The 25,069-nt window shown below is 47.1% G+C and carries 26 protein-coding genes and 2 pseudogenes; 15 read left to right on the top strand and 13 right to left on the bottom strand.

Translation table 11 applies throughout. From position 1 onward, the window contains the following. Positions 1-89, top strand: a pseudogene (locus tag H6F74_RS25185) (IS1 family transposase); the annotation flags it as partial. Here the strand turns inward: H6F74_RS25185 and H6F74_RS25180 are convergent. After that, positions 53-1,222: an FAD-dependent monooxygenase gene (locus H6F74_RS25180; RefSeq protein ID WP_190444872.1), complete on the bottom strand. Its 1,170-nt coding sequence runs from the start codon at positions 1,220-1,222 to the stop codon at positions 53-55. The pseudogene H6F74_RS25185 and the gene H6F74_RS25180 overlap by 37 nt on opposite strands. Before the next feature lie 164 nt (positions 1,223-1,386). Here H6F74_RS25180 and H6F74_RS25175 point away from each other — a divergent pair, with 164 nt between their 5' ends. After that, positions 1,387-2,055 (top strand): TetR/AcrR family transcriptional regulator, encoded by a 669-nt coding sequence (locus tag H6F74_RS25175; RefSeq protein ID WP_199301619.1) that lies wholly within the window; start codon positions 1,387-1,389, stop codon positions 2,053-2,055. Between the two features lie 91 nt (positions 2,056-2,146). Here the strand turns inward: H6F74_RS25175 and H6F74_RS31205 are convergent, their stop codons facing one another. Beyond that, positions 2,147-2,278, bottom strand: coding sequence for a zinc ribbon domain-containing protein (locus tag H6F74_RS31205; protein WP_190444877.1), 132 nt, complete (start codon positions 2,276-2,278; stop codon positions 2,147-2,149). A gap of 414 nt (positions 2,279-2,692) precedes the next feature. Here H6F74_RS31205 and H6F74_RS25165 point away from each other — a divergent pair, with 414 nt between their 5' ends. After that, positions 2,693-3,589 carry a pirin family protein gene (locus H6F74_RS25165; protein ID WP_190444871.1) on the top strand — a complete coding sequence of 299 codons (897 nt, stop codon included), beginning with the start codon at positions 2,693-2,695 and terminating at the stop codon, positions 3,587-3,589. Positions 3,590-3,949: 360 nt separating this feature from the next. Continuing rightward, positions 3,950-5,314 carry an aminotransferase class V-fold PLP-dependent enzyme gene (locus H6F74_RS25160; protein WP_190444870.1) on the top strand — a complete coding sequence of 455 codons (1,365 nt, stop codon included), beginning with the start codon at positions 3,950-3,952 and terminating at the stop codon, positions 5,312-5,314. 40 nt (positions 5,315-5,354) lie between these two features. On the opposite strand, the gene H6F74_RS25155 is transcribed toward H6F74_RS25160, so the two are convergent. Further along, on the bottom strand, positions 5,355-5,714 hold the full coding sequence (locus H6F74_RS25155; protein WP_199301617.1) for a DUF5615 family PIN-like protein: 360 nt from the start codon (positions 5,712-5,714) through the stop codon (positions 5,355-5,357). Continuing rightward, positions 5,692-6,075 (bottom strand): hypothetical protein, encoded by a 384-nt coding sequence (locus H6F74_RS25150; protein WP_190425458.1) that lies wholly within the window; start codon positions 6,073-6,075, stop codon positions 5,692-5,694. The genes H6F74_RS25155 and H6F74_RS25150 overlap by 23 nt, the downstream gene beginning before the upstream one ends. A gap of 299 nt (positions 6,076-6,374) precedes the next feature. Here H6F74_RS25150 and H6F74_RS25145 point away from each other — a divergent pair, with 299 nt between their 5' ends. From H6F74_RS25145 to H6F74_RS25135, 3 genes are all read left to right on the top strand, one after another. Beyond that, entirely contained in the window at positions 6,375-6,734 is a 360-nt protein-coding gene (locus tag H6F74_RS25145) for a hypothetical protein (RefSeq protein WP_190444869.1), read from the top strand. A 55-nt stretch (positions 6,735-6,789) separates the two neighbouring features. Further along, positions 6,790-7,914, top strand: a complete 1,125-nt coding sequence (locus H6F74_RS25140) for a GUN4 domain-containing protein (RefSeq protein ID WP_190444868.1) — start codon at positions 6,790-6,792, stop codon at positions 7,912-7,914. A 205-nt stretch (positions 7,915-8,119) separates the two neighbouring features. Then, a complete protein-coding gene (locus H6F74_RS25135) occupies positions 8,120-8,305 on the top strand; it encodes a DUF2283 domain-containing protein (RefSeq protein ID WP_190425484.1) in 186 nt (61 codons plus the stop codon). A gap of 110 nt (positions 8,306-8,415) precedes the next feature. Here H6F74_RS25135 and H6F74_RS25130 read toward each other — a convergent pair whose 3' ends face one another. After that, positions 8,416-9,036, bottom strand: a complete 621-nt coding sequence (locus tag H6F74_RS25130) for a DNA-3-methyladenine glycosylase (protein WP_190444867.1) — start codon at positions 9,034-9,036, stop codon at positions 8,416-8,418. A 162-nt stretch (positions 9,037-9,198) separates the two neighbouring features. Between H6F74_RS25130 and H6F74_RS25125 the strand changes: the two genes are divergently transcribed. Then, positions 9,199-10,701, top strand: a complete 1,503-nt coding sequence (locus H6F74_RS25125) for a Rieske 2Fe-2S domain-containing protein (RefSeq protein WP_190444875.1) — start codon at positions 9,199-9,201, stop codon at positions 10,699-10,701. 365 nt (positions 10,702-11,066) lie between these two features. Next, a complete protein-coding gene (gene katG, locus H6F74_RS25120) occupies positions 11,067-13,295 on the top strand; it encodes a catalase/peroxidase HPI (RefSeq protein WP_190444866.1) in 2,229 nt (742 codons plus the stop codon). A gap of 394 nt (positions 13,296-13,689) precedes the next feature. On the opposite strand, the gene H6F74_RS29720 is transcribed toward katG, so the two are convergent. Together H6F74_RS29720 and H6F74_RS25115 are read right to left on the bottom strand one after the other, a co-directional pair. Next, positions 13,690-14,043 carry a 4-fold beta flower protein gene (locus H6F74_RS29720; protein ID WP_206756352.1) on the bottom strand — a complete coding sequence of 118 codons (354 nt, stop codon included), beginning with the start codon at positions 14,041-14,043 and terminating at the stop codon, positions 13,690-13,692. Positions 14,044-14,206: 163 nt separating this feature from the next. Next, entirely contained in the window at positions 14,207-15,247 is a 1,041-nt protein-coding gene (locus tag H6F74_RS25115) for a restriction endonuclease (RefSeq protein ID WP_190444865.1), read from the bottom strand. Positions 15,248-15,634: 387 nt separating this feature from the next. On the opposite strand from H6F74_RS25115, the gene H6F74_RS25110 reads away from it, so the two are divergent. After that, positions 15,635-16,087: a phage integrase N-terminal SAM-like domain-containing protein gene (locus H6F74_RS25110; RefSeq protein ID WP_190444864.1), complete on the top strand. Its 453-nt coding sequence runs from the start codon at positions 15,635-15,637 to the stop codon at positions 16,085-16,087. A gap of 21 nt (positions 16,088-16,108) precedes the next feature. Here the strand turns inward: H6F74_RS25110 and H6F74_RS25105 are convergent, their stop codons facing one another. Both H6F74_RS25105 and H6F74_RS25100 read right to left on the bottom strand, forming a co-directional pair. Further along, entirely contained in the window at positions 16,109-16,627 is a 519-nt protein-coding gene (locus H6F74_RS25105) for a DUF1993 domain-containing protein (RefSeq protein ID WP_190444863.1), read from the bottom strand. Positions 16,628-16,779: 152 nt separating this feature from the next. Continuing rightward, positions 16,780-17,277: a cupin domain-containing protein gene (locus H6F74_RS25100; RefSeq protein ID WP_190444862.1), complete on the bottom strand. Its 498-nt coding sequence runs from the start codon at positions 17,275-17,277 to the stop codon at positions 16,780-16,782. Between the two features lie 250 nt (positions 17,278-17,527). Here H6F74_RS25100 and pyrC point away from each other — a divergent pair, with 250 nt between their 5' ends. Further along, positions 17,528-18,580, top strand: coding sequence for a dihydroorotase (pyrC, locus tag H6F74_RS25095; protein ID WP_190444861.1), 1,053 nt, complete (start codon positions 17,528-17,530; stop codon positions 18,578-18,580). Positions 18,581-19,069: 489 nt separating this feature from the next. Then, positions 19,070-19,690 (top strand): heme-binding protein, encoded by a 621-nt coding sequence (locus H6F74_RS25090; RefSeq protein ID WP_190444860.1) that lies wholly within the window; start codon positions 19,070-19,072, stop codon positions 19,688-19,690. Here H6F74_RS25090 and H6F74_RS25085 read toward each other — a convergent pair. Beyond that, positions 19,687-19,788 (bottom strand): annotated as a pseudogene (locus tag H6F74_RS25085) (antibiotic biosynthesis monooxygenase); the annotation flags it as partial. The gene H6F74_RS25090 and the pseudogene H6F74_RS25085 sit on opposite strands and share 4 nt — an antisense overlap. A gap of 242 nt (positions 19,789-20,030) precedes the next feature. Between H6F74_RS25085 and H6F74_RS25080 the strand changes: the two are divergent. Continuing rightward, the gene (locus H6F74_RS25080) at positions 20,031-21,056 is read left to right on the top strand and encodes a tyrosine-type recombinase/integrase (RefSeq protein WP_190444859.1); all 1,026 of its coding nucleotides are present in this window, start codon (positions 20,031-20,033) and stop codon (positions 21,054-21,056) included. A gap of 245 nt (positions 21,057-21,301) precedes the next feature. Continuing rightward, positions 21,302-21,754: an Hsp20/alpha crystallin family protein gene (locus tag H6F74_RS25075; protein WP_190444858.1), complete on the top strand. Its 453-nt coding sequence runs from the start codon at positions 21,302-21,304 to the stop codon at positions 21,752-21,754. A gap of 89 nt (positions 21,755-21,843) precedes the next feature. On the opposite strand, the gene H6F74_RS25070 is transcribed toward H6F74_RS25075, so the two are convergent. The 3 genes from H6F74_RS25070 to H6F74_RS25060 all read right to left on the bottom strand — a co-directional run bounded on the left by H6F74_RS25070 (position 21,844) and on the right by H6F74_RS25060 (position 23,236). Next, complete coding sequence (locus H6F74_RS25070; protein WP_190444874.1) at positions 21,844-22,431, bottom strand: YdeI/OmpD-associated family protein; 588 nt, start codon at positions 22,429-22,431, stop codon at positions 21,844-21,846. Between the two features lie 7 nt (positions 22,432-22,438). Continuing rightward, complete coding sequence (locus H6F74_RS25065) at positions 22,439-22,822, bottom strand: hypothetical protein (RefSeq protein ID WP_190444857.1); 384 nt, start codon at positions 22,820-22,822, stop codon at positions 22,439-22,441. Between the two features lie 198 nt (positions 22,823-23,020). Then, a complete protein-coding gene (locus tag H6F74_RS25060; protein ID WP_190444856.1) occupies positions 23,021-23,236 on the bottom strand; it encodes an element excision factor XisI family protein in 216 nt (71 codons plus the stop codon). 446 nt (positions 23,237-23,682) lie between these two features. Here H6F74_RS25060 and H6F74_RS25055 point away from each other — a divergent pair, with 446 nt between their 5' ends. Then, complete coding sequence (locus tag H6F74_RS25055; RefSeq protein WP_190444855.1) at positions 23,683-25,041, top strand: TrpB-like pyridoxal phosphate-dependent enzyme; 1,359 nt, start codon at positions 23,683-23,685, stop codon at positions 25,039-25,041. Positions 25,042-25,069: the final 28 nt, after the last annotated feature.

Below are 25,069 nucleotides of genomic sequence, written 5' to 3'. Positions count from 1 at the left end.
GCTATTCAAAGTCGGTAGAAATGCTGAAGCACTCAGTTCGGTTGCTACTTCACTATCTTAAATTCTGGGATGTTCCTGTTCCTCCATGACTCATACCTTGATTCAGCAACGCCTTATCAAACTGTTTTGCGGAAAGCTTCATCAATGTATTTCGCAAGGCGATAAAAACGCGATTCTCGATTTGAAACGATTTGCCGATCGCCAAAGATTGTTCGACAATCTTTTTGGTTCTTCCAACCCGTAGGGATTCATATTGACGGAAAGCATCTGCGGGATTTGCTTGTTCTAGCAAACATTTGGTAACAACCAGGGCATCTTCAAGTGCCATACACGCTCCCTGTCCCATCGTTGGCAGAGTTGGGTGTGCGGCATCTCCTAGCAACGTGATGTTCTGCTTACCCCATTCTTTAATAGGAATGCGATCGCACAGATCGTTTTTGAGAATACTGGCTTCATCAGTGGCAGCAATCAGTTCGGGAATCGGTTCAGGCCAATCCGTAAACATTTCCTGAAGCTCTCGTTTGCGTCCGACAGGTGCGTCGGCTTGTCCTTGTGAGGCAATGGAAGCCACGTACCAATACATCCGCCCTTTGCCGATTCTCAGAAATCCAAAGGCTTTGCCGGAACCGATGAATTCACAGATGTAACCCGGTTTGTAGGTGCCACGAACGTAAGCAGTCAGCGCCCGATACGCTGTCATTCCTCGATAAATCGGTTGAGCTTCACCAAACAGTTGAGTTCGCACCCGCGAACGAAGTCCATCGGCTCCAATCAGCGCATCCCCCTCGTCTACCAACCCTCCAGCAAAATGGGCGCGAACTTGGGTTCCGACTTGCTCGAACTGCTCGAACGCCTGACCCAAAACAGACTGCTTGCTCGGCAGTTTCTGCCACAGGAGTGCCTGCAAATCAGCGCGATGGATACCGATGGCTGGTACTTCATGGATATCTACACCTACGTTCACCAGTTCTTTGCCTTTTTGGGATAAGAACTGATAGTTCGTAACCACATCGCCCACACGTAACGCATCGTCCAACACGCCTAACTGTTTCAGAACATGGGTAGCATTCGCCCAAAGTGCGATTCCAGCACCCACTTCCCGCAACTTTTCGGTTCGCTCGTAAAGCACAGGTTCCAACCCAGCACGGTGAAGAGCAAGCGCCGTTGCCGCACCTCCAATTCCGCCGCCGATCACAAGGACTTTTTTCGCTGTTTGTGTCATCCGATTACCTGCCACAGTTAAGTTTCGTCTTTATAAACTAACCTACGCGATGTTTAGTTTAGAGGAAATTATTTGCCCGTGTCAACGCCTGAAACATGCGCTTCGGAAGACTTCCTTTGACATGCAAGGAAGCTCCTGTTTATGCTGATTAACGTGAAGGTTAGTTGAAACTCCCTGTATCTGTGGCTCGCCCAACCAAAGTCAAACGCTCATCCAAGGTTGCCCGAAGTCCCCGCGATCGCGAGGCAACCCAGGCTGAGATTCTCGATGCAGCCGTCGAAGAATTTGCTCGGCACGGTCTTGCTAATGCCCGCATTGAAGCGATCGCGGCTAATACGGGCGTGACTAAAGCGATGATTTACTACTACTTCAACAGCAAGGAAGGTTTATATGAGGCGGTATTAGAACGGGGCTTTAACAGATACTTTCGTCCACTACAAGAGCTGGCGTTAGATGAGTTACCAGCTAAGACTGCATTAGAGCAATTTGTGCGCTGCCTGCTGGAGATATTGGTTAAAAATCCTAACTGGCCTCTCATCATGTGCTACGAAGCCCTGCAAAATCAAGGCGAGTATTACAAGCGTGCCAACATCCAGAGCATTGACGCACAATTGATCGCGATTTTAGAGCGAGGCGTTGCAGATGGTAGCTTTCGTCCTCTAGAACCCCGGTTTACTGGCACTGACATTATGGGCATCTGTGTTTTCTACTTCCTGGGTAGAGAGGGTATCAAGCATCTTTTTCCAGGTAAACGAATGCTGAGTAAACAAATGCTCCAATTGCACGTAAAGCAAGCAATTGATTTGATTTTGGCTGGTGTGCAGCCCACTTGAACTACCACACGTCATCCGTTCTGGGTAGAAGCTACGCTTCTATCCTCATAGGGAGCTGCTTCCACCGAGGATTTTCTCCCTGATTTTGGTCTTACGCTCCCTCCGCTAGCAGTTGCCCCGTCCCAGAGGCGAGAAGCTTTAGAGCTTCAGCAACAATATTTTTAGCCGCATTGATATACCTGTCATGATGTGTTCCGCAACTTGGACAAAGCCAGGTACGGATATTGTTGCTAACCGAACTGGCTTGCTCACAACTTCCGTCTCTCCAGTTTCTCCTTCAGCTGCAATGTCCTCTGGTTTGAGTCCCGTTCTATCTCTCCGAAAGGATACACAAAGTTGCATCAGTATTGTCCGCAACCAAACATGACCGCGATCGCTATTATTTTTAATATGCCAAAGCATATCAACCGAAAAGCCAATCATCTCAAACAGCAGTGGTGAAATGTGCAAATTCAGAGCGCAGATTTTAGCTTCCTTATAAGTCGAGACATCCAGGAAAATTTTCCTGGATGTTGCCATCAACTCGGGCAGTCTTGCGACCAGGTGGCAAAACGACTGGGATTGGGTTCGGGGAAAATTTACTCTAAGATTAGAAAATTAATCAGGCTTTGGTCAGAATTACGGGGTAATCTTTGCTATGTCCAACAGCATTGGTGATGTTCTTGAACCCGAAGTTAAAGATTTGGGCGGATTTGAGGCTCGGCGCATCTTGCCTCACGCAACTCGGCAGATGGTTGGACCATTCATCTTTTTCGACCATCTCGGCCCAGCTACCTTTGCACCGGGTCAAGGGATGGATGTGCGACCGCATCCGCATATCAATTTAGCAACACTGACTTACTTGTTTGAAGGGGTGCTACTCCATAGCGATAGTCTCAAGGTTGTTCAAGAAATTCATCCCGGAGCAGTGAACTGGATGACTGCGGGTCGTGGCATTGTTCATTCGGAGCGATCGCCCAATGCGGTTCGGAGTCGCGAAAGACGGCTACATGGCATCCAGACGTGGCTCGCACTTCCTTCGGAACATGAGGAGACTGAACCTTGGTTTCGTCACTACCCAGCTACTGACATCCCCGTTTGGCAAGATGGGGGTGTCGAAATCACACTGATTGCAGGGCAGGCGTATGGTCGCACATCACCCGTTCAAACGTTCTCACCGATGATTTACCTTGATGTACAACTGCCGAGTGGAACCCAGTTCACGCTGCCTCCGGACTATAGTGAACAAGCCGTCTACAGTGTTACAAACGGTCTGAACATAGATGGCGAACCGCTGGAGCCACAACGAATGATTGTACTGAATCCCAATCAGACTGTGAGCATTAGTGCGAAAGCCGACGCTCGTTGCATTGTGGTAGGTGGTGAACCTGTCGGTAAGCGGCACAAGTGGTGGAATTTTGTTTCTAGCCGCCTCGATCGCATTGAGCAAGCGAAAGCGGACTGGAAGAACGGACGGTTTGAGCAGGTTCCACATGAAACCGAGTTTATCCCGCTGCCTGAAGAACCCCTCTCGCGACCTGAACAACCTCTTTAAAAGGCTATCTCAGACTTGTTTTAACGCTGTTCAGCCCTACCTGTTTAAAATTATCTTTTTTAGCCCTCTTTTGTCACTCTGGGTGATTGCAAACGCTGAAACCCTGATATGGCAAGAGGTCTCGCAATAGGTCTACATTTTTGAGTTTCTGATAGAAACTCACGCCTCGAATCCTTACGTCTGGAAGCTTTCAGAGTTTAGCTTCGAGCGTGATTTTCCGAGAGTGACAAAAGAGGGTTAGGTACAGGAGCTTATTCCTATTGAGGCGTGGCGGCAGTTTGTTGCATCCAAAAATCATTCCATCAGCGCTATGCTCGCTTATGCGGGATTGTTTAGCTTGGTGCATGGAAGGAAGAAGATATGCGAAAACTCTTGGAAACAACAGCCCAATTCGCGATTCGCTATCTTGAAGGCTTGGACGCTCGGAAAGTTGCGCCAACGGCGGACGCGATCGCTAATCTCATCCAATTCGATCAACCCCTCCCCAATGAACCTGTTGAACCCGAACTCGTCTTGCAACAGCTCGATGAAATTGGCTCACCTGCATCAATCGCACAAGCAGGTTCCCGCTTCTTCGGACTTGTCACGGGTGGTTCCCTGCCTGCCCCCTTGGCAGCCAACTGGCTCGCCGCCGCGTGGGATCAAAATTGTGGACTCTATCGCATCACTCCAGCCACAGCCTTACTAGAACAGGTAGCTCTGCGCTGGCTCCTCGACGTACTGCATCTCCCCGCCGACTGCGGGGGTGCCTTCGTTACGGGAGCAACCGTTGCTAACTTTACCGCATTAGCCGCTGCCCGCCACGCCGTACTCGAACGAGAGGGTTGGAATGTAGAAGCAGACGGGTTGTTTGGTGCGCCACCGATTACGGTTGCAGTTAGCGAGGAAGTACACCCAAGCTTGTTGAAAGCCTTAGGATTGCTAGGATTAGGTCGAAGCCGAGTGGTGAAAGTTCCCGTTGATGGACAGGGGCGGCTGCGTCCGGATGCCATTCCATCCCTGACTCGTCCTGCGATTATCTGTACTCAAGCCGGAAATGTGAGCACAGGCGCGTGCGATCCAGTTAAAGCAATTTGCGATCGCGCAAGAGAAGTAGGAGCCTGGGTGCATGTAGACGGCGCATTCGGACTCTGGGCAGCGGCCGCTCCATCATTGGCGCACCTCACCGTTGGTATGGAAGAGGCAGATTCTTGGGCGACCGATGCTCACAAGTGGTTGAACGTGCCGTATGATAGTGGGTTGGCGTTTGTTCGCGATGCCCATGCGTTGCAAGCGGCAATGGCGATTACTGCGGAGTATTTACCCACCGTCAGCGAGCAGCGCAACCCGTCAGACTATACTCCTGAATTATCGAGGCGTGCGCGTGGCGTTGAAGTGTGGGCAGCATTGCGATCGCTCGGTCGTTCTGGTTTGGCAGATTTAATTGAGCGTACCTGTCGCCATGCCAGACACGTTGCCAAGGAGTTAAAAGCTGCTAGATACCAAGTTCTCAACGATGTGGTGTTGAATCAAGTCTTAGTGTCTTTTGGGGATGCAGAAACGACTCATCGGGTGATTGCTGATATTCAAGCTGAGGGGACTTGTTGGTGTGGCAGTACGGTTTGGCAAGGGCAGACGGCGATGCGAATTAGTGTTTCGTCTTGGGCAACAACGGATGCTGATGTAGAAAAAAGTTTGGCGGCTATGCTGCGAGTAGCTGGAAAATATTGTTCTGGTGAATTTTAGGATTAGCGATCGCTTGACGATTGCAGATTGCGATCTCTCTTTAGTAGTGCCATTGGTTCAGAATGACAAACTGATTCTCAATGGTGTAGTTTCCTGCTTCGAGATTGGCTATTGCTTGCACGATCGCTTGGTAACTCATATTTTTAGCTAGGTCAGGGTTTTGAAATACTGCCAAGATACCTGGATGTACGGGATTAGCCTGATGAAGTTCCTGAAAATCAGCACAGTTACGGGTTAATAGCACTCGTTCCTGCTGTCTTGCATAGTCCAATACAAAAGAGTCTGACCGACTCATCAAATCTGCTTCATTCACAGTAAGTACATCATGACCTGCTGTCTGAAGCAAATTGACGAGGTATTTTGCTTGGGAGTCTTCATCAAGGAGCAGTCGTAGGCTCAAGTGAGACTCCTTTTTCTTCTAGGCGATAGCGTTCCTCGTCTGCCTCTAGCTTCAACAGTTCCCGATGACTTGAGCAATAACGAATAACTTCGTAGATTGCTTTTAGAGGTAAATCCCAGTTTTCTGCTGCTTGTTCTGGAGACATCTCGTTTGCCATCATGTCTTGCCAGACGGTTGAGGCAAGGAGTTTGCGTCCTTTGATGTAGAGTTGCCGTCGCCAAGGATGGGGACGTGTTACTAGATATTGCCAGTCTTCATCCTGGGCTGTATCTTGCAAGGATTGGATGATAGTACTGATGAGTATGAGGCGATCGCTCACGGACAACTGGCGAACCTGCTTTTGGAGTTCTTGCAAGGACATGGGGGTACTCCAACCTAATGCTGGTGTTTGAATTCTAGTATGAGCGATCGCTTCATCGCCACAGCTGAAACGCTTTCTACCATTACCAGTAGCTTATTCTACTAGCACAGTGGATAACTAAAATGTTAGATTTGTTACGTCAAACTAATCTACTGCGATAGGCAATCACACTGCTGCTTGTCTTCACAAGACTTCAATTATGTATCATTTGTGTAGGCTTAGGAAAGCAAAGCATTATTTATCATTCTGCTAGATTGTGATGAGTCTGCTCAACGTACTACTAAATACATGGAGATTTTATGAGTGGCGATCGCATTTTTAATATGAGTGGTGGCACCTACAACCAATCAATACAAGGTAACTCTATTAACATTCAAGGCAACTCTTATATAAATATAAGCCAAGAGATAGCTCAATATGCAGCTCAGATTCAGGAGCGTTTGAATCAGCTTCAAACTCAAGGATATAGTTCACAAGCGGCTCAACAGGAAGTTGCTAAAGATCTAGCCACTCAAGCAAAAAACGAACCTAGCACTAGGACTAAATTAACTAAACTAGGGCATTACTTAGGTAATGCTGCCGCTAATGGATTAATAGGTGAAGCTGTTGTAGAGGTAGTTAAAGTGGCACTAGCATCAGCAGGATTTCCTCTGCCTTAAAAAACACACTAGAGGCTTAAATTAGGCAAAATTAGCAGGAATTCAATCATCAACAATGAGCAACATTATAAAGCAATGGCTTTACTACATTATTGGAATTTTGTTAGTTGCTTTGGGGGCGATGATTGCCGGAATTCTGCTCGTTTGGAGTTTTCCCATTCCTGGTCTAATAGTAGGTGGTATCTTAGTTGGAATTGGTTCTTACTTATGTTTTTTGAGTGATAAGCTAAGGAAAAGAAGGATAAGGATACATTTTCCTGAAGATAGGCTCGATGCTAAAAATCGAAATGTAAGTATGGATGGCGGTACTTACAATGAGCAAATTCAAGGTGATTCCATTAATATACAGGGAAATCAAATATATTTAGGTTCAGATTTATCGGAATTTACTAATCAAATTAAAGAGATATTACATCAACTACAAAATCAAGGATGCGATGCAGTAGCTGCCCAAGAACAAGTTATTGATGAATTGAAAATCCAAATTCCTAAAAATTCTAGAATTAGAACAAAGCTACTTAAGTGGAAAAAACAACTAGGAATTTCTACTAGCAATCGTCCTAATGATAGAGATTTGGCTGAAAGAGTAGTCAATTTTGCCGCTGAAAAATCTTCTAATTTTTTCGGTAACTCGGATTTCAGGGTTGAAGGCAAGTATAAAAGGTTGCATGATTTACTCGAAGCAGAAAAATGGGAAGAAGCTGATGAAGAAACAGTAAAGGTTATTTGTCGCTTAATGCCAGATCGCAGTTATAGATACATCGATGTATATCAGATTCCTCCTAAAGATATTAAAAGAATAAATCAACTTTGGGTCAAATTTAGTAATGGACGGTTTGGTCTTAGTGTTCAGCAAAATATTTGGAGAAGAATATTAAAGGATTACAATGCCAACGAAAATAGATTTTGGATTGATGATTCTGTCTACAAAGTGTTTATTGATCGTGTCGGCTGGCCTAGAGAAAATAACCGTATATATCATAGTGATATAGAATACTCTCTGAAAGCACCACGGGGTCATTTACCTGCAATTTTAATGTTTGAAGATTATTGGTATTCTGGTTATTCTTCCAATTATTGTGATTTTAATAAATTTTTTTTTAAGAAACTTATGGAGCGTGAATATTATAGGATTCCATTTATTCCATCATGGCTAGAAAATTGGTTATTTATTGAATAAATTTAACAATACTCATCTTTATGTTGATGGGCATCGCACGCTCTGGATGTAGAGAATGAACAGTGAGAGTGATCGCAGCATCCATCCTTCCATTATGAAAAAAATTAGATACAGCAGTTTGCAAGTAAGTGAAGTACAGGTGTAGATGCAAAGTGCTTTTCTTCTGGGGATAGCTTGTACTCTATCTACCTGCAAACTGCTGTATATGTATAGCAAAGATGTCGATGCACTTCTAATTGAGCTATCGGATGACGCGATCTCTTATGCAGAAGATGAAGGACGAGTAATTCTTCACTACTCCAATAATGAAAAGTTAGTGCTGATTGAGATTTTAGATTTCAAGCAGTTTATCGCTGAAGATATTATTGCTGAACTTATTTCAACGTCTTGATATTGGCTAATTGCGCTCGCGCAAGCGTTGCTGCTAAGCAGATCGCACGCTCTGGATGTAGAAAATGAATGGTAAGAGTAATCGCATCTTCTCCCCTTTTCCAGTAATCCTCAAACTGGCTTAAGCTCCAAACTGCGCCACAAGTACCACGAGGCAATGCTGCAATAGGGTTTCCACTTTTGTCCGAAATGTTCTGTAGTCTTGCGATCAGGAAGTGTCTCAAGACCGTAGAGTTTCCGAATGCCTGCACGTACACCCAAGTCATCCACGGGCAGAACATCCCATCGTTTGAGACGGAAAATCAGGAGCATCTGCACAGTCCATCGTCCGACGCCTTTGATCGGCGTCAGACTCTTAATAATCGCCTCATCATCCATGACTTCCAACTCCTCAAGGGTGGGCAATTCGTCGAGCGCATGACGTGCCAAGTCTTTAATGTAAGAGATTTTGGGGCGCGAAATTCCCACACGGCGGAGGACTTCATCTGGCGTGTTGAGAACATCTTGCGCTGAAGGAAACAGAGTGTCCGGGTAAAGCTGGAGAAACCTTTGGTGGATGACTTTAGCCACCTTGGTAGAAAGTTGTTGGTGGAGAATTGACCGGGATAGGCAAAAGAACAAATCTCCTTCCAACTCGTGCTGATGCAGTTGACACGCACCAATTTGGTCAATGAGTCGTCCCAGGATAGGGTCGGAATCCTTGAGATGGTCAATGGCGATCGCGTAATTCATCACGATGTTACTAAAAACGTAGAAGCTGTTGTTACCAACACTCCGGTAATTAAACGAAGTGAAACTCAATGTAACTTCTTCACCCTAACGTTACCTAGAAAAATACCTGCACTAAAATTTATTAAGAAGGCGAATGCGCTAGAAGAAGACCAAGGAGTACCTGTGACTACCCAGACCAGTCCACAAGGGGATATAGGTGACGCTGTTGAACAATTTAAAGAGGAAGAGAAAGAACTTTTCCAATGGACAAAGCAGTGGTATCCAGTAGCCGTTGTAGATTTCCTAGACCCATCTCGTCCCCATGCCATGCAGTTGCTAGGAAAGGATATTGTCTTGTGGCGGGATGGCTCTGGTCAATGGCGCTGCTTTGAAGATGTTTGTCCCCATCGACTAGCCCCACTTTCGGAAGGGCGCGTTGAGTCGGATGGCACCCTTCTATGTGCCTACCACGCTTGGCGCTTTGATTCTGAGGGAAACTGCGTTAGCATTCCCCAGTCCATAGATAAGCAGACTGAGGCGAAGCACTGCTCAAACAAAAAGTCCTGTGCTGTTGCTTATCCCACCCAGGAACGTCAGGGTCTTTTGTGGGTATGGGCTGAGTCAGGTCAACAGGCACAAGTTGAAAGTCAATTAAGGGCACCGCGAATTATTCCAGAGCTTGAGGAGGACTCCGACAGGGTAGTGCAGCTTTTTTGGAATGTGCGCGACCTCCCCTATGGATGGGACTTCTTCATGGAGAATGTAGCAGATCCTGCCCATGTGCCCGTCTCCCACCACGGCATTGTCGGCAGTCGGTACAAGGATGCCAAGTACTACGATATGCCTCGCATCCGGGAGATGTCTACCCAGGAAGGATTCTCCTTTGCAATTACACCCACAGCTCCCACCATTGAGCAAGTGGTTCACGACTTTCAACCGCCCTGCCATATGAGAATTGTCTCAACCTTTAAAGATGGCGGGAAGCTCATCCTGGCTTTATACGCCAGTCCGACTCGTCCCGGATGGTGCCGTCATATTGGAGGCCAGGTGTTTGTGAAGAATGAGGCGGGGAAAAGACCGAAAGGCTTAGGAGTCTTTGGACTACCGATGCCGATTTGGTTAGGTCATGTGTTGGGTTCCCTGTTCCTGCATCAGGATGCGGTGTTTCTCCATTACCAGGAGAAGATTCTAGCCAAACGGGGCAAGGACAGATGGCTGGATGCTGTCTATACGCCCAATCCTCAAGACAAGATGGTGATTGCATTTCGTCAATGGCTCTCAAAAAGAGCCGGAGGCGGTATCCCTTGGGATTCAGGATGTATTTCGGAGCTTCCCTCAGCGGAGCGAGACAAGCAGAAGTTGTTTGATGTGTGGACAACCCATACTCAACATTGCCGGGTTTGTCAGGATGCCCTGAAAACGATTAACCGTCTTTCTGTGTTGGCTTATGTAGCTGCGGTGGTGTGTTTTGGTCTAGGCGTGATGGTGGATGCACGAGCTGTGGCGATGAAGGTAGCGGCAGCGTCTATAGAACAAACAGCACCCTCTGTTTTAACGGTTGTCCCTCCTACCGGATTTTGGTTGGCGCTATTGAGTGCAATCTTATTTGCAATAGTGGGATACCTGCTTAAGAAATTCAGTCGGCTCTTCTATGTTTATGAGTTTGAACACGCTCACAATCACTGATATATCAACTAGAGTGAGTGCGATCGCAATGAGTACGCTGTGGTAGTGACTTAACAAACCTAATAGAGTTGCCATCTGCGCGACGCTTCGGTCACGCCTGCTGTAGGATGCAAGGGAGGGCTGTAGGGCGAATACAGCAGCGCTGGACTACGTCCCGCTTCGCTAACGGTATCGCACTCTTGGGTTATTGATAACTAACTAATTGTTGCAAATCACAAATTCATTGTTTCAAATCATAACGTTGATTATATTTCTCTTCGATTATTTGCTCATCGATTATTTCAGTAATTACTATGTGCTATTTGTTGGCAATACCCGCAGTACATCAAAAAAATTTACACCACACACCTCGATAGGAAAATACTATGAGCAACGGAAGTGGATGCCCATTTACGGGCGGCGGTCAGAAATCTCAGCCTCGTCATATGCCGTCGAACCGAGACTGGTGGCCAAATTATTTGAATCTGAGCATCCTCCACCAGCACACCCCCCAGGCCAATCCTATGGGTGAGGAATTCAACTACGCTGAGGAGTTCAAGAGTCTTGACTTAGCTGCCTTGAGGGCAGATATCTACGAGCTGATGACCACCTCCCAGGACTGGTGGCCAGCCGACTACGGTCATTATGGGCCGCTCTTCATCCGGATGGCTTGGCACAGCGCCGGCACATATCGGATTGGCGACGGTCGCGGCGGCGCGGGTTCGGGTAGCCAGCGGTTTGAACCCCTCAACAGTTGGCCTGACAATGCCAACCTCGACAAGGCACGCATGTTGCTTTGGCCAGTTAAGCAGAAATACGGCAAGAAAATCTCCTGGGCCGACCTCATGATCTTCGCCGGCAACTGCGCCCTGGAATCGATGGGCTTCAAGACGCTCGGCTTTGCCGGTGGGCGCGTGGATGTCTGGCAGCCAGAGGAAGACATCTACTGGGGTTCTGAGAAAGCCTGGCTCGGCAATGAGCGTTACGAAGGCGATCGGGTGCTCCTGAATCCCCTCGGCGCTGTTCAGATGGGTCTAATCTACGTCAACCCGGAAGGGCCAGACGGCGAACCCGATCCGGTCGGATCAGGGCGCGATATTCGCGAGACCTTTGGTCGGATGGCGATGAACGACGAGGAGACAGTCGCGCTCACCGCCGGTGGGCACACGTTCGGCAAATGTCACGGTGCGGGTGAGGCGACGCACGTAGGGGCTGATCCTGGGGGTGCCACCATTATCGATCAGGGCCTCGGCTGGAAGAACGCCTTCAACACGGGTGTCGGCGTTGATGCGATCACCAGCGGTATCGAAGGCGCATGGACTCCCACTCCGACGCAGTGGGACAACAGCTATCTCGAAACCCTGTTCAAATATGACTGGGAGCTGACGAAAAGCCCCGCTGGCGCGTGGCAATGGAAGCCCAAGGGCGACGCTGGTGCGGGTACGGTACCCGACGCGCACGATCCGTCGAAACGGCACGCCCCCATGATGACCACGGCAGACATGGCGATGAAGATAGACCCCATCTACAACCAGATTGCGAAGCGTTACCACGATAACCCGGATGAGTTCGCTCTTCAGTTCGCCAAGGCGTGGTTCAAGCTGACGCACCGCGACATGGGTCCCCGCTCACGCTATCTCGGCCCGGAGGTTCCCCAGGAAGAGTTCTTGTGGCAAGATCCCATTCCGGCAGTTGATCATGAATTGATTGATGAGCAGGACATCGCTGCCCTCAAGGGCAAGATTCTTGCTTCGGGACTGTCTGTCTCCCAACTGGTTTCGACAGCTTGGGCGTCGGCGTCAACGTTCCGCTGCTCCGATATGCGCGGTGGAGCGAACGGGGGGCGCATTCGTCTTGCGCCGCAGAAGGATTGGGAAGTCAACCAGCCAGAGCAGTTGGCAACGGTGCTGCAAACCCTGGAGGGAATTCAACAGGAGTTCAACAGCTCGCAGTCTGGCGGCAAGCGGGTTTCACTCGCTGACTTGATCGTTCTGGGCGGATGCGCGGGCATTGAGCAAGCGGCGAAGAATGCCGGTCACGAGGTGACGGTTCCCTTCAAGCCGGGACGCACGGATGCGCTGCAAGAGAAAACGGATGTCGAGTCCTTCGCCATGCTTGAGCCGACTGCGGACGGGTTCCGCAACTACACTAGCGGCAAACACAGCGAATCGCTCGAAGAGCTGCTGGTTGATCGGGCGCAATTGCTGTCCCTGTCAGCCCCTCAGATGACAGCTCTCCTGGGCGGCTTGCGTGTCCTGGGTGCAAACTTTGGAGGATCTAAGCACGGTGTCTTCACCCATCGGCCAGAGGCGTTGACCAATGACTTCTTCGTGAACCTGCTCGACTTGGGCACGACGTGGAAGGCGACCTCTGAAGATGAATATGAGTTCGAGGGGAGCGATCGCAAAACGGGCCAACCTAAGTGGACTGCTACCCGTGTTGACCTCATTTTCGGCTCGAACTCTCAACTCCGCGCTCTCGCGGAAGTTTACGGATGTGTGGACTCGCAGCAGAAGTTTGTGAATGACTTTGTGGCGGCGTGGGACAAGGTGATGAACCTCGATCGCTATGACCTTCGCTCAGTCTTAGCGAAAACCTCTGCGAGGAGTTTTTAAGCCTAGTATCAGCTACGCTAACTTGCAGTAATTTTGAACGCGAGTAGAAGCCAAAGACAAAAATGAGAGCGGCGTTTCAACTTTTCTTGAAACGCCGCTCTCGGCTTTATACCTTGATGCAAAGCTGCTTAAAAACTGCAATTAGGTTCTTGTTGGTGCCTAATTGTGCGATCGTTAACATGACCCAAAGCACACAGAAAATCCAATATATAAAATAGCTGTCCACAACGTTATGTGCAGCTGCATGCAGAGTAAATCTAACCTCTTGATGTACGTCGCTACTTGTTCCGAAGCATAACGACTGAGTTCACCCGCAACCGGAAGCGTAGGGAGGAACGACCGGAGCTGTAGGTTGTCGGAGTGCAACGACTTGTTGTGCCGTTGTTAGACGAGTTTAGCCCGCCAAGAACTCGTCCCACGCTTGCCCAGACCAGGTAAGAGATGGGATCGGAGGAATAGGCGCGATAGGTGGAATCGGAGGAATGGGCGGGATTGGTGGAATCGGTGGGATAGGCGGAATTTGGGTAATTGGAGTGAGAGGGCCATTTGAGGCGTTCTGCACGAATGCTACAGCGCGGCCATGCTTATCTCTGAAGAATCCACTGTCAAATGTGCCCAAATAGCGCGCCTGATAGCTATAAACCGCGCCATTATTGATGAAAGCTCTGCAACGGTTGCTGCGGTCAAGCACGACGCTGTCATTTAGCCAGCCAATCGTTCGCCCGCCCCGGTCAAAAACAGGTGTCATAACTCTTCCTTTTTCTGTTTAAAATTATACTGCGCCCAACCAAGCCGCGCGCGACGGCACAACGTTCGTGTTCAGCGGCAGCTAGTAACTTTTGCATCAATACCAATAACTCGATATCGTCCGCTGCAACACGGTTGTTAGACAGCAGGCTAAACAATTTTCATCAAGCATTGTATATCTTATGAGACGATAAGTTTTTCAACCAAACTTGCACCATTCCATACTCAGCAGCAGTTAGTCTATATTTATGGGCTTCACAAAAGTTTTTAGCTCCACTGGTTAACCTACTAGTAGTTACCACTAAACCTTTGGTTGCTCCTTCCTCATTAACTGTTGTCCAGAAGGCTTTAACTGTATCAATGTCGATTGGATTACTTTCAGAGTAACGTTTGCACTGAATTAAAATCAAATCCGGACCAGCAATTTCGCCTTCCTTCTTTGCAGTAACATCCTTGCCACCATCTCCTCTTCCAGGACCAACTTCAACCTGATAACCGTTCCGTTGAAAATATTCAGCCGTTAAATATTCAAACTGTCGCCATTGAATGTTTCTTAACTGATTAGTTTGTACATTGAGATAGTCAATATATCTCTGATCGAAATACTGACCCGTAATAACCTTGCCTGGAATATCCTCGCTCTCAAATAGGTCTGATAATGGAATGTAACCATCCCACGCTTTTTGAATCGGTAAGCCACGGTTCATAAGATTTCGTCTATGAAACTCATAAAAATCATCAGATTCTCTAAACTTCTGAATGAGCAACTCAATCTCTGGATCAATCTTTGGAAAAGGTAGTAAGTGTGGGAAAAAATCTGTAACATTCAAAATTGTTGAAACAGATCCAATTAATCCAACAAAGTCTTCAGATTGTTTTCCTGTTTTTGTACTTACTTCTCTAAGTAAAAAATTCCGTAAAATTTTCATTGAATTTGAGCAGTCTGAAATTGCACCTATGCTATGCAGGACAAGTAGCAAATTGGTTTCAAGATTCTCTACTCTAACCCGCACAGGTCTAATATCTTCCCCGCACCACCATTTAATAGCTCCACCTAACACATGGACATTAGCTTCAACTTCTGAATGAGTTGCTTCAAGATGTTCAACTAGTTGAGTAAAAGTTAGGGCAAGACCAGACTTCAAACCTACTAATTCTTGCAGGGTGTTTAGTAGGGACTGATTTGTGCTTAAAAAACTACCCATAAATTTATTTCAGGAGTAATTCTTGCTGTCTAACTATAGCGGTTCTTATACGAGTGAGGTACACCAAAATCTAGTATTATCAAGCTTCCCAGTTTTGAGACTGTACCTCACGCAACCGAGAACCGATATATTTATTATACGGAAAGTTTCCGTATAATCTTTTTCTCAATCCTAATACATCAAGCATTATAACGGATTCTTGCCTGAATCTACGGAAAACTTCTTTTTTACCCGCTTATTTAGGTATTATACAGAATTTTTCCGTATAACCACCCTTTACAGGAGGATTATATGGAATTTTTCCGTGTATCCCTTGATGTTATATAGAATTTTTCCGTATAACATCCTTATTTAGGATATTACACGGAATTTTCTGCACAACTTCCAATGGAACAACGTCCAAAGAAACTCCTCGAACAGGTGCAAGATGTTATCAGGCTTAAGCACTATTCTTATCAAACAGAGAAAACCTATATCTATTGGATTAGACGCTATATCCTTTTTCATAATAAGCGCCATCCCAAAGATATGGAAAGTAAGGAAATTGAAGAATTTTTAACACATCTTGCTGTCAATGAAAATGTGGCTGCATCAACGCAAAATCAAGCACTTCATGCTGTTTCGTTTCTCTACAAAGAGGTATTAAAACAAGATTTAGATTTGAAAGTCGATGCAGTTCGTGCAAAGAAATCTAACTATTTACCAACCGTTTTGACAAAAGATGAAGTTTTAGCAATTCTTCAAAAGTTATCCGGCGTATATCAACTTTTAATTAAGTTGCTTTATGGCACTGGTTTACGCTGTGGCAATAATCCCGAATTTAGAGCGAGTGACTCTTGACCGTTCGCTGCATTTGAATAGTTAGGCTTCATTCTTTCTGATTAATGGCACCAAGTGCAGCATGTAATCTCGTTTTCCAATTGGTACACCAGCCATGCGAAGAATATCGTAAGCCGTGACCATATGGAAGTAAAAGTTTGGAATTAGAAATTCATTCACGTAGGCATTACCAGACAACTCGACGTAGAGGCTCTGACCCAAGTCAATGCGCGTCACCTCAGCTAGCTTTGCATCTTCAGCGTTAACACCCAAAAGAAGTTCCTTAGTGTTTGCTATGTGCTCGTATGTCTGTGTGAGAGCTATGACGTCTGGCTCTAGATTATTCGCAGGTTTGCCATCACACCAGAGAGCAAAGTTGCGTGGTTGATTGCAGGTGAAAGCAATCTGTGTACCGAAGGGAAACATATCAGATGCAATGCGCTTTTGAAGGAACGACTCGTCATCACAAAAATGAGTCTGAGCTGACTCCAAAAGATGCTCAAGAGTCGCTAAGCGGCTTTGGAAGAGGGTTCGGATTAAATCTATATTCTGGCTTTGCATTTTGTGATCCCTCAAGTCTTTTCTATGAACCCTAGCTGTACTTAGAACAAATTTCAGCCGAACACTCTTGGCCAGCGGTTGCCAACACTTTATTTAACTCCACAAGTGGCCGCTGCACTAGGGTTGTTATGCCGCGACCACTCCAACAGATATCAATCCTCAGTAGATTGCTTGCTGCTCCAAAAAAGTTGAAGCGCTGACTCATCAAATATGTAGGCGGACTCACCATCCCTAATCACTCGTTTACCAAGCCGAGGAAAAACGCCAACATCTAAGCGTCCTGCTTCTCCACCTATCAGATATACAAGGTCTTCATCGAATGGATTACGAAGATGATGGGGTTGTTGAGGTAGCCCAAAGCCCATGAAGTCTCCTGGTTCGACTTCGTACTCCACATCTCCAATTTCCGCAATACCTCGACCCGACAAAATGTAAACCCATTCTTCTTCATTTTGGTGAGCGTGGAAAATGAAAGATTCCTTGCCTGATGGTACACGAGCAATTGTTACACCAATGCGTTTAAGACCGACAGCACGCCCAAGGAAGCGTAAATAAATTTCTGAATTGGGGTTAAGCGGATGGCGAAACTCAAATGCATCCATTGAATTGATATCTGATGCTTTCAGCAGGGAATGTTGTTCATCAGTCACGTTGATGTCCTCCTATCAAGTTGGTAAAGGGTCTGAGCACCACAATAAAGCCTAAACCGCTCCGCAGACACCCTTCACCTGCCGCCCTACCGCAACCTCAAAATAATTCAATCCTAAGCATCGACAAATAGCCTTTTGGTTGCCTCTTTACCGAAGACTAAGCTGCTTCATTGTTCATAAAGTCACAAATAGCAGCTAATTTGGTGACGGCTTCTCCGCCCAACTATTCTACGTGTTTTATGATGAAAAGATGCAAAAGCTTACGATCACCCGACCTGACGACTGGCATCTGCATCTGCGCGACGGTGCAGCGCTAAAAGCGGTTCTGCCCCACACGGTGCGTCAGTTTGCCCGCGCTATCATCATGCCGAACTTGAAGCCCCCAGTACGCTCGGTAGCTGATGCTGCGGCCTATCGCGATCGCATCCTCGCAGCGATTCCGGCTGGCAAACAGTTCGAGCCGCTGATGACGCTCTACCTCACCGACAACACCAGCCCCGAAGAAATTATCCGGGCTAAAGAATCCCAGTTTGTCAAAGCGGTAAAGTACTACCCAGCCGGTGCAACGACCAATTCAGACTTCGGTGTGACGGACATTCGTCAGTGCGATCGCGTCTTTGAAGCGATGCAGCAGGTAGATATGCCTTTACTCCTGCACGGGGAAGTGACCGCTCAAGATGTTGATATGTTCGACCGCGAGAAAGCGTTTATCGAGCGACATTTGATCCCCCTCAAGCAGCGATTTCCCAACCTGCGCGTGGTGCTTGAACACGTTACCACCTCAGACGCTGTGCAGTATGTCCTGTCTGCCAACAATATCGCTGCAACGATTACGCCACAACATTTGTTATTTAACCGCAATATCCTATTCCAAGGTGGCATTCGCCCCCATTTCTATTGCCTGCCAATTCTGAAACGAGAGGATCATCGTCTGGCACTTTTGCAAGCAGCAACCTCTGGCAATCCTAAGTTTTTTCTTGGCACCGATAGCGCCCCCCATCCCCGCAATGGCAAAGAAAGTTCCTGTGGGTGTGCGGGTTGCTATTCGGCTCTGCATGCTATGGAGTTATATGCAGAAGCTTTTGAGAGCGTTGATGCACTCGACAAACTTGAAGCTTTCGCCAGTTTCTATGGGCCAGATTTTTATCAACTCCCGCGCAATACCGAACAGATTACTTTGACCAGAACAACCTGGTGCGTTCCTGATGAAGTGCCATTTACTGAATCCGGACTTGTGCCCTTACGGGCAGGTCAGGAGATGACGTGGAAAATGCTTGACGCTAGCATGGCTGAAGCTAATTGATTTGGATGATTAGTGTTATAGACACGCTATTCTTTAGTGATTGATGGTCAAAGAATCGGCAAGGACTCTTTACGGCGCAAAAAAGGTTTTGGAGAGGGCTAACGGCAAAGCTAAACGGACGGCAACAATCCTTGCAACTTAACAGATAGCTTATGCTCCGTTTCGGTTCAGCGTGGTGTTAGCTGGCGGTTTCTAGTATTGATTTTAAAGTAGCAGAGAAGGTTTGCCCAATGGTCATCCTCTACGAAAACTCAACCTCATCATACGTATCAGAAGACTAAGATTGCCTTACGCGAAAAAGGAATTGAGTTTGAAGTGAAGTCACCTGACATGAGTGATGGCAGGTTCGGAGGTGATGGGTAAAGGTAAGATAGGTACTGTGTCGAGAGGGGATTGCGATCGCATGATTGCGCTGTGCAAGGAAGGTGAAACCCTGCCCCCCCTGAAAAACTGTCAGACTTAGAATAGAATGAATTTCTGAGGTTCCCTGTGAAGCTAGAGAACATACTATTCCCCGTAGGAATCCTGGCAGTATTTGCGATCGCATTTTTCGCCTACAGTGCTACCGCCGCTCCCTTGCCAGAAGGATTTCCCCCTCCAACGCCAGAAGGGCAAATTGAAGTCAAACAATATCCGGCATACCGTTCTGCTACAGTTCGCTATTCAGGAGAACTCTCAATGGCAGCAAACAGAGCGTTTGACCCTCTCTATCGCCACATCAGCTCTAACAATATCTCCATGACGGCTCCGGTAGAAACCCGTTATCCAGTTAGCACCCTGGAAGCCAGTGAGATAGGCGCACCCAATCAACGAGGTGAAGCGCTTGTTTCATTCCTCTATCGCAGCACTGACATCTACCCTTCTGAGATTGCCCAAAACATTCAGGTAGAAGATATCGCACCCATGACAGTCGTCAGCCTTGGGCTAAAAGGCAGTTACGATTACTCCAGCTATCAAAAGAACATAGAGCGATTAAGGGAGTGGTTAGCGCAGCACCCGGAGTGGACTGTCGTCGGTTCACCTCGCCGCTTCTTCTACGATGCTCCCTATGTCCCCGAACCTGCCAAGCGCAGTGAAATTCAAATTTCAATTCGCCGGGTAGATGGTTAGCCAAAAGCAACGACCTCATAGTGTTCCACTGTTGGGAACGGGTCATAGAAGTGATGCAACCAGGAACGCCACTCTTGGGACTCTGGCGATCGCTCGAAGATTTGGATGAGATCGTCAACGGAGGCGATCGCTCTTGGTTTGGCTTCTAGCATGGAGTGAACTCATCCCTACATGCTTAATGTATCAATATTGAGCGCATAATTCATCGACACAAAAAGCCGCAGGCGCACTTTGATTCCATCGGAAAGATGGAGCCGCTTCTGCGAGTTGACGTTTTTGAGACTTAAGCATGTGGTAGAGTGAATGCAACCAAATGTTCTGTTTATTTGCATAGGAATTCATGAGAGCCAAACCGAAGGCTCCCGATTGCTCTGCGCCGGATGAAGGCGTGGAAGACCAAGAGCTGTTGTGGATGTGGTTGCACGCCAAAAGCGATCGCACCCGCACTGTCTATAGAGAGGAAGCGCAGAAGTTTTTAGCTTGGGTCAATAAGCCTTTAAAAGCAGCCACTTTAGTAGACCTCTACAGGTATGTTGACAGTCGTGGGGACTTAGCACCCGCCACCCTCGCTCGGATTGTCAATACGTTGAAGTCTTTGTTTCGCTTTGCTCACGAAGCGGGCTATTGCCCGGTTAATGTGGCTTTGAAACTGAAGCCTCCTAAAGTTCGCAATCGCTTAGCCGAAAGGTTACTTACCCAGCAGGACGTTGTGCGATTAATCGAGAATGCGACGAGCGATCGCAACAAAGTTTTGCTGCTGTTGGCGTATACAACGGGGTTAAGAGTTTCTGAGATTTGTGGCTTGAAATGGCGCGATCTGGTTGCCAAAGAGGGCGGGGGACAACTGGTGGTGCGGGGAAAAGGCGGGAAAACTCGCTACCTTTGGCTCCCGACTCCGGTATGGATGGCTGTGGAACGTTTAAGAGGAACGGCGAGTGCTAGTGACCCCGTGTTTACCTCGCGCAAAGAAGGGGGACATTTAAGCCGCTCGATGGTGATGCGGATTGTCCGAGCGGCAGCTCTAAAAGCCGGGATTGACGCGCCAGTTAGTCCGCATTGGTTGAGACACGCCCACGCCAGTCATGCTCTAGAGCGAGGAGCGCCACTACATTTGGTGCAGCACACCTTAGGACACTCGCAAATTCAATCTGTCGCTGTTTATCTCCACGTTCAGCCGATGGATAGTTCGGTGAGATTTTTGATAGGAGTTGTTTCTGATGAACAAATCAATCAGGTAGAGGGTAACAAGGTGACAGAAGCGATCGCTCCGATAACAGTGGAAGTTCTACCCTCAAGTCTGATTCCAAAGCTTCCCGAATCGAGGAGTGATCAGGACATAGAAGTCAGTTCGGCTGTTGTCGAATAAGCTTGATGGCTTGTCAGCAGCAATAAGAGCTTTATGACTAGAGAAACTTAGGAAATCAAGATTTTTATCGAGTTTACCGAACCCGGAGTTTTCAGTTTCCCGTACTTCTTATTGAACCTAAATTCTGGACGGTAATCATCATTAATTTTGGTGTTAAAACCGAATTAACCAGGCTGTTGTACTGAATAACATAAAAATCAAAGGCAAAGATGCAAGACTGAATCAGTTCAAGGAAAGTAACAGCTATGGTATTAGTTCGTTGGAATCCCTGGCGAGAAATGGCTACACTACAACAGCAAATGAACCGCTTATTTGATGAGGCTCTAGTCCCTGCTACAGTTGGAGAAAAAAGTTTTGTAAGAGTTCCTGCTGCTGAGATGGAAGAGACACAAGATGCTATCCATCTGAAGCTGGAAGTACCAGGAATCGAAGCCAAAGATTTGGATGTGCAAGTTACAGAGAAAGCTGTTTCCATCAGTGGTGAGCGAAAAAAAGAAACTAAAACTGAAGCGAACGGCGTAACCAAGAGCGAATTTAACTATGGTAAATTCCAGCGTGTGATACCTTTACCCGCCCGTATTCAAAATACCCAAGTACAGGCTGAGTACAAAGACGGTATCTTAAATCTGACACTGCCCAAGTCTGAAGAAGAAAAGAATAAGGTCGTCAAAGTTAATTTAGTCCAAACTGCTGCCTAACCCATTCTTTTAGCTAGTAACATTCACCTAAGTCTTAGTCCTGGTTGCTCAATAGCAACCAGGCTTTTTTATTAATGAGCTTAGGTGTATCAAGCTCGTGCTAATGGATTTTTGTTCTGCACGGCTGAGCTGATAGTTTGCTCAATTCTCCTCAGCCTTGTCTCCGGGCGTTTAGCACTTTCAATCCAAAAAAATATATTTTTTTTAGATGAATTACTAAATGCCTCAAAATACCTATTGGCAGTTTCGTTGGCTTCTAATGCTTGCTTTAAGTCTACCGGAATTATTAACTCTTCTATCGCATCTAACGTGTTCCATGAGCTATCTTGTTTTGCCGATTCAATTTTTTCAAGACCCAACGGAGTCATCAACCCTTGTTCTATGAGTTCTTCAATATATTGCTTATTTAATTTTGACCATACGCTTTTCGGTTTTCGGGGTGTAAATATTTGCATATAACGTTCTTCGTCTAAGGATTTGACTTTACTGTCAATCCAACCAAAGCATAAGGCTTCTTTTACCGCTTCGCTATATCGAATGCTGGGTTTACTACTTTTTACTTTGTAGTAGATGAGCCATACACCGACAGAGGTGTGATGGTTTTTCTCCAACCATTCCCGCCATTGTTTACGATCTGTGGCATGAAAGGTTTCTAATTGGTTATCAAATTTCGCCATATATTGGTCAGGGTTCAAAAATTTCTGCTCTTTCAATAACAAACCATTCGTGATATAAAATTGCTAGAAAAAAATCTTCTCCCTTCAGGCGATCGCAAACCGTCATAAATCCAGAGAAAAAGGGGTCGTCATAGTAGGTAGTGTCCTTGAAAAACAGCGTCAGCGAGTTCCCATCTCCGCTCCAAATAGTACGCAGAATCGTGATATTGGGATGATGCGATTTCTCAACGGGTAGAAGCACCCAACGTCCCTCAATTTCCAGGAACTCTGGTTCGTAGTATCTCAGAACCGACTCCCAATTTTCTGGGCCTTCGTGCTTTTCAATAATCCTGTCCCACCGTACTGACTTAACTTTTTCAAGAACTTCTGGGGATAAATCGGATAATTTCATTCGTTTTTCACCCAAGGATTAGTATTAACAACAGCTCATCCTTCAATTGTCTCGCTATACAAGGCTGCTGCAACCTCACCTTTTCCCTTCCAGCAAGTCTAGCGAAATTTTCCTTTGGGTTAGGTTGAAGGGAGAGTGTGTGATCGCCCCGCGAACTGACAAGTCAGGCCTTACGCACTCTTCTGCAAGCATCGGCGCTTACGCTATCGCAAATTCTATATATTGTTTAACATGAGGTGGATGAAACGCTAAAACAATCTCCTCTCGTGCAATCCCTTGGTGCAACAAATCTGTCGCCACCCCATCTTCTGTCCAATCTTCCTCAATCCAAATTTTGTTATCTTTCAAACGGATATGAATCATCACACTCTTAATCCGCCTAATGATTTGGTGATAATACTTTAATCTATCCATTGCACAATTACTTCATTTTCTGCATCAACGATTAACAATTTAACTTGATTGCGATCTATCCACTCTCCGGGCAGGCAATCTCCAGAAGCCTTATCAGTCAATCAATACAAGTTATCCTATTAGAAAAACTTGGTGGCTGTATTTGTTGTTATAAAAAAAATTGGTGATCGCTTCGTATAGAAAAGCTCTAGAGTTTAGAAATGGCAAATGTTTTCGGAGAGTGACAGAAGAGGGATAGGAGGCATTCCAGGATTTATGCAAGAGACTGCCATGAACATATCGCTCACACTCCGGGATGAAGGGAGACTTTCTTTCACAAGGTTTAAGCTTTTATGCGAAGCGATCGCTTCGCAGACGCTTTCGCATAGCGCATAGCGTCCACTTCACGGAATCAGCGACAATAGAAGCCTCAACGCAAACTGCCGCTACTCTCTCTAGAACCCCAAATGGACACCATCAAATACCTCCTGTCGGAAGACCAAATGCCCACTGCCTGGTATAACATTCAGGCGGATTTGTCCACGCCTCTGCCCCCCGTTCTCCATCCCGGCACTGGGCAACCGATCGCTCCCGATGACCTGGCTCCCCTCTTTCCTATGAGCTTAATTGAACAGGAAGTCAGCCAGGAACGTTGGATAGAGATTCCTGACGAGGTTCAGTCCATCTACCGTCAATGGCGACCGACACCGCTTTATCGCGCACGCCGACTGGAGAAAGCCCTCGATACCCCTGCCAAGATTTACTACAAATACGAAGGCGTTAGCCCTGCCGGAAGCCACAAACCCAATACTGCCGTTGCTCAGGCGTACTATAACAAGCAAGCAGGCGTAAAGCGACTGACCACGGAAACCGGAGCCGGACAGTGGGGTTCCTCACTCGCGTTTGCCGGGGCACTGTTTGGGCTGGAAGTGTTGGTCTATATGGTGAAAGTCAGCTACAACCAAAAGCCGTATCGTCGAGCGTTGATGGAAACCTATGGAGCCAGAGTCGTTGCCAGTCCCAGTGAAGAAACCCAGGCAGGGCGCTCAATTCTAGCCGCGTATCCCAACAGCACAGGTAGCTTGGGCATCGCTATCAGTGAAGCGGTAGAAGTTGCCGCCTCTGATGAGGGGAGCAAGTACGCCTTGGGCAGTGTCCTCAACCATGTTTTGCTGCACCAGACGGTGATTGGACAAGAAGCCTTGGCACAGCTAGAAATGGCAGGAGATTATCCAGATATTGTCGTGGGTTGTACAGGTGGGGGCAGCAACTTTGCCGGAATCGCCTTTCCGTTTCTGGGCGCAAAGTTACGGGGTGAGCGAGATGTTGAAATCATTGCCGTGGAACCCGCCGCCTGTCCAACTCTAACTCGTGGCAAGTACGCCTATGATTTTGGCGATACAGCTCACCTGACTCCGCTAGTAAAGATGCATACCTTGGGAAGCACATTTGTACCGGAAGGCATTCATGCGGGTGGTCTACGTTATCACGGGATGGCTGCGCTGGTTAGTCATGTGGTTAACCTGGGACTCGCACAAACCCGCTCTGAATATCAGTTAGGTTGTTTCGCTGCGGGATTGACCTTTGCTCGTGTCGAAGGTATCCTTCCCGCTCCAGAAGCCAACCATGCAGTCAAGGGAGCGATTGACGAGGCATTGAAATGCAAAGAGTCGGGAGAGAGCAAGGTGATTTTGTTTAACCTCTGCGGTCATGGGCACTTTGATATGCAGGCGTACATGGACTATCAGGCAGGAAAACTGGTAGACACCGAGTACAGTGCAGAGGAAGTAGCGATGGCTCTGGCAGGATTACCTGTTGTCGGTTAGGGTTCTGGAGAGCCGATTAATTGCCGCC

Source organism: Trichocoleus sp. FACHB-90, assembly GCF_014695505.1.
Classification (GTDB): Bacteria; Cyanobacteriota; Cyanobacteriia; order Cyanobacteriales; family FACHB-T130; genus Funiculus; species Funiculus sociatus.
Note: the sequence above shows the minus strand (reverse complement) of the source record. Positions and strands in the feature narration are given on the sequence as shown.